13 protein-coding genes and 1 pseudogene are annotated in these 16,677 nt (G+C 69.3%); 8 read left to right on the top strand and 6 right to left on the bottom strand.

The window, feature by feature from the left end:
- A partial coding sequence (locus tag EYW49_RS06110) for an iron-containing alcohol dehydrogenase (protein WP_131307266.1) occupies nucleotides 1-984 on the top strand: 984 nt, incomplete at its 5' end.
- A gap of 99 nt (nucleotides 985-1,083) precedes the next feature.
- Here EYW49_RS06110 and EYW49_RS06115 read toward each other — a convergent pair.
- From EYW49_RS06115 to EYW49_RS06135, 5 genes and pseudogenes are all read right to left on the bottom strand, one after another.
- Nucleotides 1,084-2,973: pseudogene (locus EYW49_RS06115) on the bottom strand (TRAP transporter large permease).
- On the bottom strand, nucleotides 2,970-4,013 hold the full coding sequence (locus tag EYW49_RS06120; RefSeq protein ID WP_131307268.1) for a TRAP transporter substrate-binding protein: 1,044 nt from the start codon (nucleotides 4,011-4,013) through the stop codon (nucleotides 2,970-2,972). The pseudogene EYW49_RS06115 and the gene EYW49_RS06120 overlap by 4 nt, the downstream one beginning before the upstream one ends.
- A gap of 72 nt (nucleotides 4,014-4,085) precedes the next feature.
- Nucleotides 4,086-5,162 (bottom strand): maleylacetate reductase, encoded by a 1,077-nt coding sequence (locus EYW49_RS06125; RefSeq protein ID WP_131307270.1) that lies wholly within the window; start codon nucleotides 5,160-5,162, stop codon nucleotides 4,086-4,088.
- A gap of 6 nt (nucleotides 5,163-5,168) precedes the next feature.
- On the bottom strand, nucleotides 5,169-6,353 hold the full coding sequence (locus tag EYW49_RS06130) for an enolase C-terminal domain-like protein (RefSeq protein WP_228259511.1): 1,185 nt from the start codon (nucleotides 6,351-6,353) through the stop codon (nucleotides 5,169-5,171).
- Between the two features lie 32 nt (nucleotides 6,354-6,385).
- Nucleotides 6,386-7,357: an NAD(P)-dependent oxidoreductase gene (locus tag EYW49_RS06135; RefSeq protein WP_131307272.1), complete on the bottom strand. Its 972-nt coding sequence runs from the start codon at nucleotides 7,355-7,357 to the stop codon at nucleotides 6,386-6,388.
- A 96-nt stretch (nucleotides 7,358-7,453) separates the two neighbouring features.
- Here EYW49_RS06135 and EYW49_RS06140 point away from each other — a divergent pair, with 96 nt between their 5' ends.
- Nucleotides 7,454-8,344: a LysR family transcriptional regulator gene (locus EYW49_RS06140; protein ID WP_131307274.1), complete on the top strand. Its 891-nt coding sequence runs from the start codon at nucleotides 7,454-7,456 to the stop codon at nucleotides 8,342-8,344.
- Between the two features lie 44 nt (nucleotides 8,345-8,388).
- Here EYW49_RS06140 and EYW49_RS06145 read toward each other — a convergent pair whose 3' ends face one another.
- On the bottom strand, nucleotides 8,389-9,285 hold the full coding sequence (locus tag EYW49_RS06145; protein WP_131307277.1) for a LysR family transcriptional regulator: 897 nt from the start codon (nucleotides 9,283-9,285) through the stop codon (nucleotides 8,389-8,391).
- A 119-nt stretch (nucleotides 9,286-9,404) separates the two neighbouring features.
- On the opposite strand from EYW49_RS06145, the gene EYW49_RS06150 reads away from it, so the two are divergent.
- From EYW49_RS06150 to EYW49_RS22950, 6 genes are all read left to right on the top strand, one after another.
- Nucleotides 9,405-10,712: an MFS transporter gene (locus EYW49_RS06150; RefSeq protein WP_131307279.1), complete on the top strand. Its 1,308-nt coding sequence runs from the start codon at nucleotides 9,405-9,407 to the stop codon at nucleotides 10,710-10,712.
- Complete coding sequence (locus tag EYW49_RS06155; RefSeq protein ID WP_131307281.1) at nucleotides 10,709-11,857, top strand: mandelate racemase/muconate lactonizing enzyme family protein; 1,149 nt, start codon at nucleotides 10,709-10,711, stop codon at nucleotides 11,855-11,857. The genes EYW49_RS06150 and EYW49_RS06155 overlap by 4 nt, the downstream gene beginning before the upstream one ends.
- A gap of 321 nt (nucleotides 11,858-12,178) precedes the next feature.
- Nucleotides 12,179-13,438 (top strand): MFS transporter, encoded by a 1,260-nt coding sequence (locus tag EYW49_RS06160; protein WP_131307283.1) that lies wholly within the window; start codon nucleotides 12,179-12,181, stop codon nucleotides 13,436-13,438.
- A gap of 14 nt (nucleotides 13,439-13,452) precedes the next feature.
- On the top strand, nucleotides 13,453-14,376 hold the full coding sequence (locus EYW49_RS06165) for an SMP-30/gluconolactonase/LRE family protein (protein WP_131307285.1): 924 nt from the start codon (nucleotides 13,453-13,455) through the stop codon (nucleotides 14,374-14,376).
- A 308-nt stretch (nucleotides 14,377-14,684) separates the two neighbouring features.
- Nucleotides 14,685-16,211, top strand: a complete 1,527-nt coding sequence (locus EYW49_RS06170; RefSeq protein WP_131307287.1) for a UxaA family hydrolase — start codon at nucleotides 14,685-14,687, stop codon at nucleotides 16,209-16,211.
- Nucleotides 16,212-16,258: 47 nt separating this feature from the next.
- Complete coding sequence (locus EYW49_RS22950) at nucleotides 16,259-16,666, top strand: nuclear transport factor 2 family protein (RefSeq protein ID WP_165498147.1); 408 nt, start codon at nucleotides 16,259-16,261, stop codon at nucleotides 16,664-16,666.
- The last annotated feature ends 11 nt before the right edge of the window (nucleotides 16,667-16,677 follow it).

Genomic DNA, 16,677 nt, shown 5'->3' on the forward strand with positions numbered 1-16,677 from the left:
GACATCCGCAAGCGCATCTACAAGTTCCCCAAGCTCGGCGTGAAGGCGGAGCTGGTGGCGATCCCGACCACCTCGGGCACCGGCTCGGAGGTCACCCCCTTCGCGGTGGTCACCGACGACGTCACCGGCATGAAGTACCCGCTCGCCGACTACGAGCTGACCCCGACCATGGCGGTGGTCGACGCCAACTTCGTCATGAACATGCCGAAGTCGCTGACCGCCTTCGGCGGCATCGATGCGGTGACCCACGCGCTCGAGGCCTATGCCTCGGTGATGGCCAACGAGTTCACCGACGGCCAGGCGCTGCAGGCCCTGAAGCTGCTCAAGGACCATCTGCCCGACAGCTATTCCAAGGGCGCCCTCGACCCGGTGGCGCGGGAGAAGGTCCACATCGGCGCGACCATCGCCGGCGTCGCCTTCGCCAACGCCTTCCTCGGCGTCTGCCACTCGATGGCCCACAAGCTCGGCGCCGCCTTCCATCTGCCGCACGGCCTCGCCAACGCGCTCTTGATCGCCAACGTCATCCGCTACAACGCGGTCGACAATCCGACCAAGCAGACGGCGTTTTCACAATACGACCGGCCGCAGGCACGGCGGCGCTACGCCGAGATCGTCGATCACCTGGGTCTCGGCGAACCCGGCGCCTACACCGCGCCGAAGGTCGAGCGATCGGTCAACCGGCTGATCGCCTGGGTCGAGGAGTTGAAGGCGCATCTCGGCATCCCGGCTTCGATCCGCGACGCCGGCGTGCCGGAGGCGGCGTTCCTGGCGGCGGTCGGCCGGATCGCCGTCGAGGCCTTCGACGACCAGTGCACCGGCGCCAATCCGCGGTTTCCGCTGATCGCCGAACTCGAAGCGATCCTGATCGACAGCTATTACGGCCGCGCCTTCGTCGAACTCGCCGAACGCCCGAGCCCGCCCGCCCCCGCGACCGCCGCTCTGCCGCAGCCGGTCGCGACCCTCGTCGGCCGCGCCGCCCAGTGACCGACGCACTCGGAGCTCCGTCCGCGCCGATCCCCTCGGACCGGACGGGGCTCCGCTTTTTCCTCGACGGGCGTCACCGGGGGCAGCGCGCCGGCGCGATCACAGGAAGCCGACCGAGATCCACGGGATCGCGGCGACCAGGGCTAAGCCGATGGCGAGCGCCACCATGTAGCGGACGATCGGTCGCATCGCTTCGGCCGGATCGGCGCGGCCGATCGCCGAGGCGACGTAGAAGCCGACGCCGAACGGCGGCGAGAACAGGCCGAGACCCATGGCCAGGACCACCACCATCGCATAGTGGACCTCGTGAATGCCGACCGAGCGGGCGATCGGGAACAGCAAGGGTCCGAACAGGACGATCGCCGGGATGCCCTCCAGCACCGATCCGAGCACCACGAAGGCGATCACCGAGACGATCATGAAGGTCACCGCCCCGCCGGGCAGCGACTGCATCGCCCGCGCGAGATCTTCGGAGAAGCCCGAGCGGGTGATGCACTAGGCCATCGCCGTCGCCGTGCCGATGATCAGGAGGATCGCTCCGGACAGGGCCGCGGTCTCGACCAGCATCGGCCCGAGCCGGCGCCAGGGGAACTGGCGATAGACGAACAGCCCGGCGAGCGTCGCGTAGGCGATGCCGATGGTCGAGACTTCGGTCGCGGTCGCCACGCCGCCGACCACCGCCCAGCGGATGACGAACGGCAGGGCGATCGCCGGAATCGCCACGACGAAGCCGCGGCCGACCTCGCCCCACGGCGGGCGACGGACGCCCGACAGGTCTTCCCGGCGCGCGCCGTGCCAGACCACCGCACAGAGGGTCGCCGCCAGGACCAGGCCCGGCAGGAGACCGCCGGTGAACAACGCGGCGATCGACACGCCGGTGACCGAGCCGACGGTGATCAGGACGATCGACGGCGGGATGGTCTCGGTCTGGGCGCCGGTGGCGGCGAGCAGGGCGACGAGTTCGCCGCGGCTGCGACCGCGCGCCTGCAACTCGGGGAACAGCACCGGCGCGACCGCCGCCATGTCGGCCGCCTTCGAGCCGGAGATCCCGGAGACCAGATACATCGCCGCGACCAGCACATACTGCAGTCCGCCGCGGACGTGGCCGAGCAGATTGGCGAGACAGCCGACCATCGCCCGGGCCATGCCGGTCATCTCGATCAGCAGGCCGAGGAAGACGAACAACGGCACGGCGAGGAGGATCAGATGCCCCATGCCCTCGTCCATGCGGCCGACCAGGACGGTCAGCGGCACCCGCGTCGTGGTCGCCAGATAGCCGAAGGCGGCGAGCCCGAAGCTGAAGGCGATCGGAATGCCGGCGAACACCTGGGCCATCACGATCACCACGAAGAAGATCAGCAGATTGGCCTTGCCGAGGCCGCTCAACAGCGGGCTGGCGAGCCAGAAGGCGATGCAGATCGCCGCCACCACGAAGATGGCGAAGAAGGCGGTGCGCAGGTCGGCGGCGCGCGCGAGGCGCAGGAGCGACACGATCAGCATCGCCACCACCCCGACCGAGACCGCCGCCGCCCGCCAGGCGTCGGAGATCTCCAGCGCCGGCGTCACCACCACCATCTGGTCGAGGGTGAATTCGATCGCCGGCTGGAGCACCAGGACGAGGAAGGCGATCGCCGCCGCGGCGGTCAGTGCCTCGACGAAGGCGGCGGTGCGCGGTCCGGCCTTGGCGACCAGCGCGGTCATCCGCATGTGCTCGCCGCGCTGCAGGGCGACGACCGCCCCGAGCATGGCGAGCCAGATGAAGGCGATCGCCGCGAATTCGTCGGTCCAGACGATCGGCGCCTGGAACAGGTAGCGCGCGACCACGCCGACGAACAGGACGACGATCTCGACGGCCACCAGAAGGGCGACGATCGCTTCGATCACCGCCGCGAACCAGCCGTCGATCCGCGCGACGCCCCGGAGGAAGGGGGGTTTCCCCGCGAGCGCTGCGGCGGCAGCGCCGGCGGGGCCGGCCGACCGGGGGCTCATGCCAGTCGTCCGACGGACTTTTCGAGCAACGACCAGGCTTCCTCACCGTGGCGGTTCTTCCAATCGGCATAGAAGCCGGCCTTGCGCAGCGCTTCGCGGAAGGGTTCCGGCTGGGTCGCGTTGAAGGTCACGCCCTTGCTCTTCAGCGACTCCTCGAGGTCCTTGTTGGTCTTGGTGACCGCCTCGCGCTGGCGCAGGCTGGCGTCGTCGAAGCCCTTGGCGACCGCCGCCTTGACGTCGTCGGGAGCGCTGCGCCAGGTCTTGGCGTTCATGACGATCCACGAACCGTCCCAGACGTGATTGGTCAGCGAGCAGTATTTCTGGACCTCGTAGAACTTCGCGGACTCGGCGACCACCAGCGGATTTTCCTGGCCGTCGACCACCCGGGTCTGCAGCGCGGTATAGACCTCGGCGAGATTGATGCTGGTCGGCGAGGCGCCGAGAGCCTTGAACAGCGAAATGTAGACCTGGCTGACCGGAACCCGGATCTTGAAGTTGACGAGATCCTGCGGGCCGGTGATCGGCTTGCTCGACGTGGTGATCTGGCGGAAGCCGTTGTTCCAGATGCGATCGAAGGCGTGCAGTCCGGCCTTTTCGAAGCCGGTGCGGATGTAGGCGCCGAGGTCGCCGTCCATCGCCGTCCAGACCGCGCCGGCGTCGGTGAAGGCGAAGCCGGTGCCGCTGATCGCGGCGATCGGCACCACCGTGGCGAAGATCAGACCGCCGGTGGAGAAGAAGTCGACGCCGCCGGAGCGCACCTGGCTGAGCAGGTCGCTGTCGCCGCCGAGCTGGCTGTTGGGGAAGACGTCGATCTTCACCCGCCCGCCGGTCGCCTCACGGATCGTCGTGGCCGCCGCGGCGGCATGGACGTGGACCGGATGACTGGCGGGAAAGCCGTGGCCGAACTTCCATTCGAATTCGGCGGCGCGCGCCTGCGAGATCCACGGCGCCGAGAGACCGGCGGCGCCGAGTCCGACGAGAACCGCCCGTCGCGACGGGCCGAAACCCGAGACCGGAGACGAGGTCGTTGATTTGATCATGGCAATCCCTCCCGTTCGTTTCTGATTTTTCGATGGAGGGCGCCGTCCCGTCGAGGGGGCGGCGCCGGATGTTCACGGCCGGCGGCCGGCGAAGGCGTCCTCCAGGATGGCGCGGACGGCGTCGCGGGTGATCGGCGCGGGGTTCAGCCCGTTGTCGGTCTCGACGGTGATCGCGGCGGCGCGGTCGATGTCGCCCCGGTCGAAGCCGACCGCGGCGAGGCTGGTCGGCAGGCCGGTGGCGACCATGGTGTCGAAGATGGCGCGGCCGAGATTGCCGCCGGGGATGCTCGCGATCAGCGGGGCGAGCCGATCGGCGGCGAAGCGGGCGTTGTAGGCGGCGACGTGCGGCAGCACGAGCGCATGGGCGAGGCCATGGGAGATGCCGAAGCTGCCGCCCAGGGTGTGGGCGAGGCCGTGTTGGAGCGCGAAACCGCCGGTCAACGCGGCGCCGCCGAGCATCGCACCGTAGAGGAGATCGCTGCGCGCGGCGAGGTCGGTCGGGTCGGCGGCGACCCGCGGCAGCGCGTCGAGCAGGACGCGGGCGCCGTCGATCGCGGCGAGGGCCATCATCGGGCTGACCGTCGGCACGTAGATCGCGTCGACGCAGTGGGCGAGCGCGTTCAGGGCGCTCGCCGCGCCGACGTCGGCCGGCAGGGTGGCGGTGAGCTCCGGGTCGTAGATCACCGCGGAGGCCAGCATGTCGAGGCTGGTGTGCATCCGCTTGACCCCGTCGATGGTGATGCCGCAGAAGCCGGTCATCTCCGAGCCCGAGTAGGTCGTGGGGATCGCCACGATCGGCAGCGGCAGGCCGAGCGCGATGCCTTTGCCGAGGCCGATCGAGGCGCCGCCGCCGACCGAGACCAGGCAGTCGGCGCCCATCGCCTGGGCCTTTTCACGGGCCGCGACGGCGATCTCGATCGGCACCTGCGACACGGCGTCGCGCAGGATGCCGACGCAACGCTCACCGAGGAGCCCGGCGACGCGCTCCGCCAGGAAGCCGCGTCCGGGGGTGGAGAGAACCAGGGCGCGGCGCGCGCCGGTGTGCTCCACTTCGTCGAGGACCTGGGCGAGCGATCCGGCGCCGAAGACGATGCGCGGGGGAACGGCATTGTAGACGCCGCCGGGTAGGCTGAAGGACGTTCTGTTCATCACCGTTCACCAATCCACGATGGTTCCGTCGGGCAGGACCGCACCCTTGGTGTGAAACACCTCGGGCACGAAGGGATGCTTGGCCGCTTCCCGCTCGTCGATCTCGACACCGAGACCGGGGGCCTCGGGCACCGCCCAGTAGCTGCCCGTCCGCCGCATCGGCACCCGCACGACGTCGTCGTACCAGGGCACGGCGCCGCTCATCTCCTCCTGGATGACGAAGTTCGGCGTGGCGACGTCGAAGTGGAGGGCGGCGGCCCCGGCGATCGGGCCGTTGGGATTGTGCGGCGCGACACCCATCATCGCCTGATCGGCGGCCGCGGCGATGCGCTTGCCCTCGAGGATGCCGCCGGTGTGGTTGAGGTCGGGCTGGATGATGTGCAGGGCGTTCTGCCGGAACAGCGGCTCGAACTCTTCGAAGCCGACCAGCCGTTCGCCCGAGGCGATCGGGCAGCCGGCGCGCTCGGTGACGATCCGCAGCGCTTCGGTGTCGCCCGGCTGCACCGGCTCTTCGCAGAACATCGGCCCGTAGGGCGCCAGCTCCTCGATGAACTGCAGCGCCACCGCGGTCGAGGCGGGGCGGCCATGGAAGTCGATCATGATGTCGACGTCGTCGCCGACCGCCTCGCGCAGGGTCTTCATCAGTCGGCCGACGTGGCGGCGTGCGCCGATGCCGACGCTGTGGCCGGAATAGGGAATGAACACCACCTTCAGGGCGTCGTAGCCCTTCTCGACCACGGCGAGGGCCTTGTCGCGCAGGGCGCCGGGATCGAAGGTCTCGTAGACCGACTTCATGTCGCCGAGGCCGAGATGGGTGTAGACGCGGACCTTGTCGCGGGTCTGGCCGCCGAGCAGCCGCCACACCGGCAGGCCGACCGACTTGCCGAAGATGTCCCACAGCGCGTGTTCGATGCCGCTGATCGCGGTCGCACCGATGATGCCGAGCCGGTAGTAGCTGTGCTTCTTCAGCACCCGGACGATCTGCTCGATGTCGCGGGGATCGCGACCGAGGATCAGCGGCGCGAGATCTTCGACCGCCCCGGTGACGGCGCGGGTCTTCCAGTTGAGCGAGGCTTCGCCCCAACCGAACAGACCGTCCTGGTCGGTTTCGATCTTGACGAAGATCCAGTTGCGCATTTCGGCGTTGACGACCAGCGTCTTCACGCCGGTGATGGCGATCGGGAACGACATGCTGTCTCTCTGGCGGTAGCGTCCACGCGGCGTCAGGAGGCCGCGCGGACGAGATTGAGAAGCGGCTCGCCGACGACGAGACGACGGATGTTCTCGGCGATCACCGCGTAGCGACGCCCCGGCAGAGCGTCGGTCCAGGCCGAGGAATGGGGGGTGGCGAAGACGTTGGGGAGATCGTGGAAGGGACGGGTCGAGGGCGGCACCTGCTCCGACGCGTCGGTCGGGTAGCGATACCAGACGTCGAGGAAGGCGCCGGCGATGCGACGGCTCTCCAGCGCGCGGTACAAGGCGTCCTCGTCGGCGATCTCGGCGCGCGAGACGTCGAGGAACACCGCGGAGGGTTTCATCGCCGCGAACTGAGCGTCGCCGAAGAGACCGCGGGTCGCCTCGGTGAGCGGACAGGCGACGACCACGAAGTCGGCCTCGGCCAGCATCTCGGCGAGCGCCGCCGGCGGCAGCACCAGATCGGCGAGGCCGCCGCCGTCGCCGGCGAAGGCGTCGACCGCGACGATGCGCATCCCGAAGGCGCGGGCCCGCGCCGCGATGGCGCGGCCGATCCGGCCGAAACCGACGATTCCGAGGGTGGCGCCGTGGATCTCGCCGTGGGGCGGGCGGTCGCGATAGAGGTCGGACCAGCTCTGCGGCGTGAAGGCTGCGCGCATCCGGCCAAGCCCGACCCGCCATTCGAGCAGCGCGGCGAGGACGTATTCGGCGATCGGGATCTCGTGCTCGAAGACGTTGCAGACCGCGCAGCCGGGATGAAGCGTGGCGAGATCGATGCCGTCGAGTCCGGCGCCAGGGACGTGCAGCAGGCGGAAGGGCGGTGCGCCGGCCGGACGGCGGAAGCGCAACGACACCACCACGTCCTCGGGGCCGATGGCGTCGTCGAAGGCCGGGTCGCTCGCCGCTTCTCGCGGCAGAGCGACCACATCGGTGGGGATTTTCAATTCGGCGCGGAGTTTTCCCGCGTGATTGGCGGCTTCGCCGACCAAGAGGATCTTCATTTTGTTGTTTCCTCCTGGCGGTGAGTAGAGGGGATCCCTTTCATGCCGTCCAATTATTTGTCTTGATTTTTTGATCAGCGATCGCAATCAGTGGGCATGGACCGAAAGCGACTGATTTCGTTCCTCGCGCTGTCCGAGGAGCTGCATTTCGATCGCGCCGCGCTGCGTTGTCACATGACGCAGCCGGCGATGAGCCAGCATCTGCGCGCCCTCGAGGAGCAGATTGGCGCCAAACTCGTCTACCGCACCAAGCGCCACGTCTCGCTGACCCGGGCCGGCGAAGCCTTCGTCCAGGAGGCGCGCCACATCGTCGCGCACATGGACCGGGCGGCGGATCTCGCCCGACGGATCGAGCACGGGACGATCGGCGAATTGACCGTCGGCGTCACCACCCCGGCGCTCTACATCCTGTTTCCGGAGATCGTCGCGGCCTTCGCCCGCGAGCAACCCCAGGTCAATCTGGTCTGCCGCGAGATGACCACGGCCGAACAGGAGGAGGCGCTGCTCGCCCACGCCATCGACGTCGGCATCGTCCACCCGCCGGTGGTCGACGATGCGTTGATCTGCCGGGAGATCACCCGCATTCCCTTCGACGTGGTGCTGCCGTCGAGCCATCGGCTCGCCGCCGAACCGAAGATCCGACTGGCCGATCTGGCCCGCGAACGGTTCATCCTGTTTCCGCGCCGGATCGGCCCGCGCCTCTACGACGGCATCCTCGGGATGTGCGCCGAAGTCGGCGTCAGCCCGGAATCGGTGATCGAGACCTATCCGGCGCAATCGATCGTGGCGATGGCGGCCTGCGGCTTCGGCGTCGGATTCATCGCCTCCGAGGTCCAGCACTTCATCCGCCCGATGGCGACGTTCCGCACCCTCGACGGACCGGCCCCCCAGATGACGGTCGGTGTCGCCTATCACCGCGAGACGATGTCGCCGCTGATCTCGGCGCTGGTGCGGGTCGCGGTGACGGTGGGCGAGACGATCCGCTGACCGTCGCCGCTTGCGATGCGCGCACGGTGCGGCGATCGCCGCGGTCAGGTCTGCAGATAGTCGATGCTCTGGAGGACCCGCCCGATGGTGCGGGCGACGGCGCGGGTCTTGGGGTCGTCGACGCCGGTGCGGACGCCGACGTAGAGGCGGCCGTTGAGGACCGTCGGGTTGGTGACGAGATATTGCATGGTGCCTGCGGCGACATGTCGCTCGACCATGCGCACCGGCAACAGACCGGCGCCGATCCCGCCGGCGACCAGTTCGGCGATCACCGCGACGCTGGTGCACAGGCTGAGCCGCGCCGGTTCGAGCCCGGCGGTGGCGAACCAACCGGTGATCTGGCGATGCATGGCCGACGGCTGCGGGTTGGAGATCACCGGCAGATCCTGCAGGTCCTTCGGCGTCACCGCCCGCCCGAATGCCCATGTGGCCGGTGCGACCCAACTGGTCGGCTGGGCGCCGAGCGGGGTCAGGCGCATGCGGTCATCGCCGACCGGATTGAGCAGCACGGCGAGATCGAGCGCGTCGCGCATCAGCGCCGATTCCAGCGTGGTGCTGGTGGAGACCACCCATTCCGGCTGCATCGTCGGGTAGTCCTCCTGAAGCGCCGTCAGCAGCGGCGACAGACAGGTGACGGCGAAGCCCTCGGCCAGACCGATCCGCACCGCGCCGGCCACGTCGAGATGCGGGTCGCGACCGCTGATCTGGCGCAGCTCGGCCATGATCGCCTCGACCCGCGGCAACAGCGCGCGCCCGTCGGCGGTGACTCGCAAGCCGCGCCCGTTGCGCTCGAACAGCTCGCAGCCGACCGCCTCGGCGAGGTCCTTCAGGCGCAGCGACATGGTCGGCTGGGAGATGGCGAGATGCTGCGCCGCGCGGCCCGCCGAGCCGAGCTGCACGGTCCAGAAGAACGCCTCGAGCTGGGCCAGGGTGACTCGCATAGTTTGATTATCCCAATGTGACTCGTTCCAAACAACCGATTTGTCCGAAAAGATCAATCATTGGATACTCGCCGTCGAACCGAAGAGCGACGGAAGTCGCCGTCTCGAGGGAGAACGTCATGAATGATCGGCCCGACGTCATCGCCAAAGTGGCCTGGCGCATTCTGCCCATCCTGCTGCCCTGCTATTTCGCGGCCTTTCTCGACCGCGTGAACATCGGTTTCGCCGCGCAGACGATGAACCGCGACCTCGGATTCTCGGCCTCGGCCTTCGGCTTCGGCGCCGGGATCTTCTTCCTCGGCTATGTCCTGTGTGAACTGCCGAGCAACCTGCTCCTGGTGCGCTTCGGCGCGCGGCGGTGGATCGCCCGCATCCTGATCACCTGGGGTCTCCTGTCGGCGATGACCGCCTTCGTCTGGGACACCACCAGCTTCTATTCCGTGCGGGTGCTGCTCGGCGCCGCCGAAGCCGGGTTCTTCCCCGGCATGATCTTCTTCATGAGCCTGTGGTTCCCGCGTCGCTACCGGGTCGGCATGTTCGCGCTGTTCAACATCGCGGTGCCGATCTCGTCGGTGATCGGCGCGCCGGTGTCGGGCCTGGTGATCACCTATCTCAACGGTCTGCACGGCCTCGCCGGCTGGCAGTGGATGTTCGTGATCGAGGGGCTGCCGGCGCTGATCATGGGCTTCGTGGTGCTGTTCAAACTGCCGGATTCGCCGGACAAGGCCGACTTCCTGCCCGCCGAGGAACGCGACTGGCTGGTCGCCAAGCTGGCGAGCGAGCGCGCCGAACAGGAAGTCGCCGGCCGCTTCTCGATCGGCCGGGCGCTGTCCGATCCGCGCGTGCTGCTGATGTGCCTGATCGCCGTCGGGTTGGTGTGGGGCACCACCGGCATCGCCATCTGGATGCCGCAGTTCGTGCAGGCCTTCGGTCTGACCACGTTGCAGACCGGATTCGTCACCGCCATTCCCGCCGCCTTCATGGCGATCTCGATGGTGGTGGTCGGCCGCCACGCCGATCGCACCGGCGAACGGGTGTGGCACACCGCCGGTCCGTTCCTGGCCAGCGCCGCCGGCTTCGTGCTGGCCGCGGTCGCGCCGTCGCCGATCATCGGCCTGATCGGCCTGACCATCGGCGCGGCCGGCATCGGCGGCGCCTCGCCGAACATCTGGTACTTCCCGACCCGCCTGCTCACCGGGGCGGCGGCGGCGGCCGGGCTGGCGCTGATCAACTCGGTCGGCAGTACCGGTGGCTTCTTCGGACCGGCGGTGATCGGCTTCATGAAGGACCTCACCGGCGGCTTCGGCGGCGCCATGCTGGTGCTCGCCGCGGCGATGGCCGCCACCGCCTGCGCCATCCTGGTCCTCGGCGCCATGATGCACGAGTTGGTGCGTCGTCCGAACCTCGCGGTGGAGACGCGGGCATGAGCGTCGTCGCCATTCGGCTCCATCACCTCGCCGCGCGCCTGCCCGAACCGATCGGCAACGCCCTGATGGTCTTCGACCGCCGTGAGACCCTGGTGGTCGAGGTGGTCGGCGACGACGGGCTCTCGGGCTGGGGCGAGACCTGGGCCGAGCCGGCGGCGGCGGCGGTGGTGATCGCCACCAAACTGGCGCCGCAGGTGCTGGGCCAGGATCCGGCCCACACCGGGCGGCTGTGGCTGGCGATGTGCGGCGCCGGCCATGCCGACCGGCAGGGCATCGCCCGGATGGCCGTCGCGGCCCTCGACATGGCGCTCCACGATCTCGCCGCACGGCGCCGGGGCGTGCCCCTGTCGACCGTGCTCGGCGGGGCGCTGCGCGACCGGATCCCGACCTACGCGTCGGGCCCGTTCTTCAAGCCCGGCGGCCATCCCTACCGCGACTTCGCGCGCGAGATCGACGGCTATCTGGCGACCGGCTTTCGCGCCATCAAGATCCGCAGCGGCTTCGCCCTCGCCGACGACGTGGCGACGGCGCTGGCCGTGCGTCGGCAGATCGGGCCCGACCGGACGCTGATGCTCGACTTCAACCAGTCCTATCCGCCCCGCGCCGCACTCGAGGCGGCGCTGCGGATGGAGGGTGCCGATCTCCTGTGGATCGAGGAACCGGCGCAGCCGGCCGACGTCGCCGGCTACGCGCTGCTGGCGGGACGGGTGCGACCGGCGCTGGCCGGCGGCGAGACCTTCGGCCATGCCGGGCAGTTCCTGCCCTTCCTCGCCGAGGGGTGCCTCGACGTGCTGCAGCCCGACATCGCGCTGTGCGGCGGCCTCACCGGCGTGCTGCGCGTCGTCGCGCTCGCCGAATTGCACCATCGCCCGGTGGTGCCGCACGTGTGGGGCAGCACCATCAACTTCCACGCCGCGCTGCATCTGGCGGCGACGCTGCCCGCCCATCGCTGCGGTGCGGCCCTGCCGTTCCCCTACCTCGAATACGACGTCGGCCCCAACCCGCTGCTCGATCTCGCCGGACGTCCGGTGGTCAACGCCGACGGCACCGTGTCGGTGCCGACCGGACCGGGGCTCGGGATCGAGATCACGCCGGCGATGCTGGCGCCCTACCTCGCCCATTTCCAGGAAATCGTCCCCGGCTGAGCCGATCGGTGCGCCGCCTCGACCCCGGTCCGGCCCTCGCCGGATGCCGGGTTGTCGTGGGCTGTTCGCAATGCTAGCATGCTAGAATGTTCATCGCGACGTGCGACGAACCCGCGGCCGGCCGCCCGCCCGAGACGCGGTCGCGCCCGCCGTGACGCCGCCGCCGTCCCGTGTCCCGCATGCCCGTCGGGCGACGCGGGTGCCGGCGCGCGGAGGGCGGCCTGCGCCGACCGGAGGCCGGCGCCGCCCGAACCGGGCGCATCGAGGGTCGAGGCGGGCGATCGAACCCGCCGGCCGACCAGGAAACGAGGGGGAAACGTCATGAAAAACAAACGCGTCTGGATTCTGGTTTTCTTGTTCTTCCTGAGCAGCATCAACTACGTCGACCGCGTCGCGCTGTCGGTGTCGGCCAAGCCGATCGCCGCCGAGTTCGGCCTGTCGCCGGTGCAGCTCGGCTACATGTTCTCGTCGTTCCTGTGGCTCTACGTCCTGTGCCTGATCCCGATGGGCATGATCGTCGATCGGGTCGGCACCCGCGCGGTCAATGCCGCGGGCATCGGACTGTGGTCGCTGGCGACGGTGTTCACCGGGCTGGCCGGCGGCTTCGGCACGCTGATCGCCACCCGCCTGGCGATGGGCGTCGGCGAATCGACCTCCTACCCGGCCGGCAATCGCGTCATCCGCGAATGGATGCCGGCGAGCGAGCGCGGTCTGGCGATGTCGATCTTCAACAGCGGCGCCTATTTCGGTCCGGCGATCGGCTCGATCGTGATCGGCGCGCTGGTCGCCGCCGCCGGTTGGCGCATCGCCTTCTTCGTCTGCGGCGCGATCGGCTTCGTGTGGCTGGCGGCGTGGCTGATGCGCTACCGCGTCCCCGAACTCACTCCCTGGCTCGACCCGGAAGAGCGCGCGCTGATCCTGCGCGAGCGCAACGCCGGCTCCGATCTGCCGGCCGGCACCCCGGCGCTCGGCATCGCCGGCCTGATCGGTGCGCCGACGCTGTGGGGAATCATGCTGACCCAAGGCTGCGGCGTCTACACGCAGTACCTGTTCCTGACCTGGCTGCCGGGCTACCTGCAGACCCAGAAGGGGATCGGCCTGCTCGCCAGCGCCACGTTGATGGCGGTGCCCTATCTCGGCGCGGTGGTGCTCGGCATCCTGCTCGGCCGGGTCAGCGACCGGCTGCTGACCGGCCACGTCGTGACCACCGGCCGCCGTCGCCTGATGGTGGCGGCGATGATGCTGCTCGGTTCGGTGATCCTGCTGGTTCCGACCACCAATTCGGTGCCGACGATCCTCTTGCTGATCACCGTGGCGCTGACCGGCGTGTCGTCGGCGATCTCGCTGAACTTCGCGCTGCTCAACGACGTGTTGAAGTCGCCCGCCGACATCGGCACCGCCACCGGCATGCAGGTGTTCGGCGGCAACGTGTTCGGCCTGCTGGCGCCGATCATCACCGGCTACGTCATCGCCGCGACCGGCAACTTCGACCTGGCCTTCGTCATCGCCGGCTGTCTGCTGGTGATCGGCGTGGTCTCGTCGCTGGTGCTGACCCGCGGCACCATCGACGCTCGCGTCTGACCGGAGGAGCCCCGATGTTCTTCAAACCACCCCAGGACCTGCCGACCCGGGTCTTCGCCCGCCTGCCCGACGAATTGCGCACCGCCGGGCCCGACAACGAATGGGTCCGCGGCCAACCCGGCGGCACCCCGCCGTCGTCGCTCCTGGAAGGGCCGTCGTTCGATCGCGACGGCAATCTGTGGTGCGTCGACCTGCCCAACGGCCGCATCCTCAAGGTCGATCCGAGCGGCACCTTCCACGTCATGGCCGAATACGACGGCTGGCCCAACGGTCTCAAGTTCCACCGGGACGGCCGCATCTTCATCGCCGACTACAAGCACGGCATCATGGAGATGGACCCGGTCAACGGCGTGGTGAAGCCGTATCTCGTGCGCAACGGCATCGAGCGGTTCAAGGCGGTCAACGACCTGTTCTTCGCCGCCAACGGCGATCTCTACTTCACCGACCAGGGCCTGACCGGATTGCACGATCCGACCGGCCGAGTGTTCCGGGTGACCCCCGACGGGCGCGTCGACTGCCTGCTCGACAACGTCCCCAGCCCCAACGGGCTGGTGATGAACCTCGACGAATCGATGCTCTACGTCGCCGTCACCCGGGGCAACTGCATCTGGCGGGTGCCCTTGATGCCGCACGGCCGCGTCGCCAAGGTCGGGCTGTTCGTCCAGCTCTCCGGCGGCTGGGGCGGGCCCGACGGCGTCGCCATGGACGTCGAAGGGCGGCTGGCGATCGCCCATGTCGGCATGGGTGCGGTGTGGGTGGTCGACCGCCTCGGCGAACCGGTCTGGCGCATCCGTACCTGCGCCGAGAACCACACCACCAACGTCGCCTACGGCGGCCCCGACAACAAGACGCTGTACATCACCGAATCCGGCAGCGCCCAGATCCTGATCGCCGACCTGGACGTCGCCGGCAAGCCGATGTTCTCCCATCGGACGTGACGCCTCGGGAGGGCGGCTTCGCCCTCCCCCCGTCCGGTCCGGGCGTGCTGGCGCGCCGCGTCCTCGGCCATCGCCGGCCGGAGCTTCCCCACCCGACTGCCGCCGTTCCGCCGCAGCGCGGCGCCATGTGCGCCGCCGCCTCCGCCGGATTTTCGCCCGCCCCCGACGATCGCCCGTCGCGCCTCATGAGCGCGGCGGTCGCCGGAGATCGGGCTTGTCGAGTCTTTCGTGTTATGCTAGCATGTTAGAATGTTGATTTGAACGTCGACGGAGCCCCGATGCCGTCCACAACCGTGGTTGAGCGAGCAATGAAGACGTCGACCCGTCCACGGATCGTGCGCCTGCACGGCGACGACAACGTCGTGGTCGCGGCCGATGCCGTCGGCCGCGGCGTGCCGGTCGAGGGCCACCCCGCCGGCACCGCCGTGCCCCGGGGGCACAAGATCGCCACCGCGGCGATCGCCGCGGGCGAGGCGGTGCGCAAGTTCGGCCAGATCATCGGATTCGCGTCGCAGCCGATCGCGCCGGGCGATTGGGTGCACGAGCACAACGTCACGATGCGCGACTTCGACCGCGACTATCTCTCCGGCATCGACGCGCGGCCCGAGGACGTGCTGCCGCTCGGTGAGCGGGCGACCTTCGAGGGCTTCCGCCGCGCCGACGGCAGCGTCGGCACCCGCAATTACGTCGGCATTCTCACCTCGGTGAACTGCTCGGCAACGGTCGCCCGCTTCATCGCGGCGGAGCTGCAACGCAGCGGCGTGCTCGACGACCATCCCGGCATCGACGGCATCATCCCGCTGATCCACGGCGGCGGCTGCGCCATGGACACCAAGGGCGAGGGCTACGACGTCCTCAAGCGCACCCAATGGGGCTACGCCACCAACCCCAACATGGGCGGCGTGGTGATGGTCGGCCTCGGCTGCGAGGCGTTCCAGATCGACCATTGGAAGGACGCCTACGGGGTGAGCGAGAGCGAGCGCTTCCGCACTCTGACGATCCAGGACGTCGGCGGCACCCGCAAGGCGGTCGAGGCCGGGGTCGCGGCGATCCGCGAGATGCTGCCGGCGATCGGTCGGGCCCGCCGCGAGACCGTGCCGGCGTCGGAACTGCGGCTGGCGCTCCAGTGCGGCGGCTCCGACGGCTATTCCGGCATCACCGCCAATCCGGCGCTGGGAACCGCGGTCGATCTGCTGGTGCGCCACGGAGGCACCGCGATCCTGTCGGAGACGCCGGAGATCTACGGCGCCGAACACCTGCTGATCCGCCGCGCCGCCGATCCCGCCATCGGCGACCGACTGCTGGCGACGATCGCCTGGTGGGAGGACTACGCGGCGCGCAACCGAATGGAAATGAACAACAATCCGTCACCCGGCAACAAGATCGGCGGGCTCACGACGATCCTCGAGAAGTCGCTCGGCGCGCTCGCCAAGGGTGGCACCACCACGCTGCGCGGGGTCTATCGCTACGCCGAGAAGATCGATCGCCGCGGCCTCGTGTTCATGGACACGCCCGGCTACGACCCGGTGTCGGCCACCGGTCAGGTCGCCGGCGGCGCCAACGTCCTGTGCTTCACCACCGGGCGCGGCTCGGCCTACGGCTGCAAGCCGACGCCGGCGATCAAACTCGCCTCCAACAGCGAGATCTTCCGCCGCATGAGCGACGACATGGACCTCGACTGCGGCGACGTGCTCGACGGGGTTTCGATCGCCGAGAAGGGCCGGGAGATCTTCGAAATGGTCCTCGCCGTCGCCTCGGGTCGGCGCTCGAAATCGGAACTGCTCGGCTATGGCGATGCGGAATTCGTGCCCTGGCAGATCGGTGCGACCATGTGACCGGTGCCGCCGACCGCCGACCCGCTCCTCCGACCAAGGACCTGCGCGTGACCGCGACCATCGACCTCGCCTCGGACGCCACCACCAGCGTCGCCGCCGCCCGCGCGCTGCTCGACCGATGGGTCACGCTGTTCAACGCCGGCGACCTCGCGGCGCTGACCGCGCTCTATGCCGACGACGCCACGCTGCACGGCACCACCAGCCCGCTCCTCTTCGTCGGGCGAACGCAGATCGGCGGCTATTTTTCGGGCCTGTCCGAGGTCGAGATGGGCGAGGCGGTGATGCAGGCGTTGACCGGCGGCGAAGTGATGGTCTCGGGCCTCTACGACTTCCACCGCCCGCGCGGGACCCGCGAGACGCGGATCCCGGCGCGCTTCAGCCTACTCGTCGGCGAGCGCAACGGGCTCTGGTGCGTGCTGCATCACCATTCGTCGGTGCGGCCGGAGCGCCGTTGACGGTGGTATCG

Source organism: Siculibacillus lacustris (assembly GCF_004328075.1).
Lineage (GTDB): Bacteria > Pseudomonadota > Alphaproteobacteria > Rhizobiales > Ancalomicrobiaceae > Siculibacillus > Siculibacillus lacustris.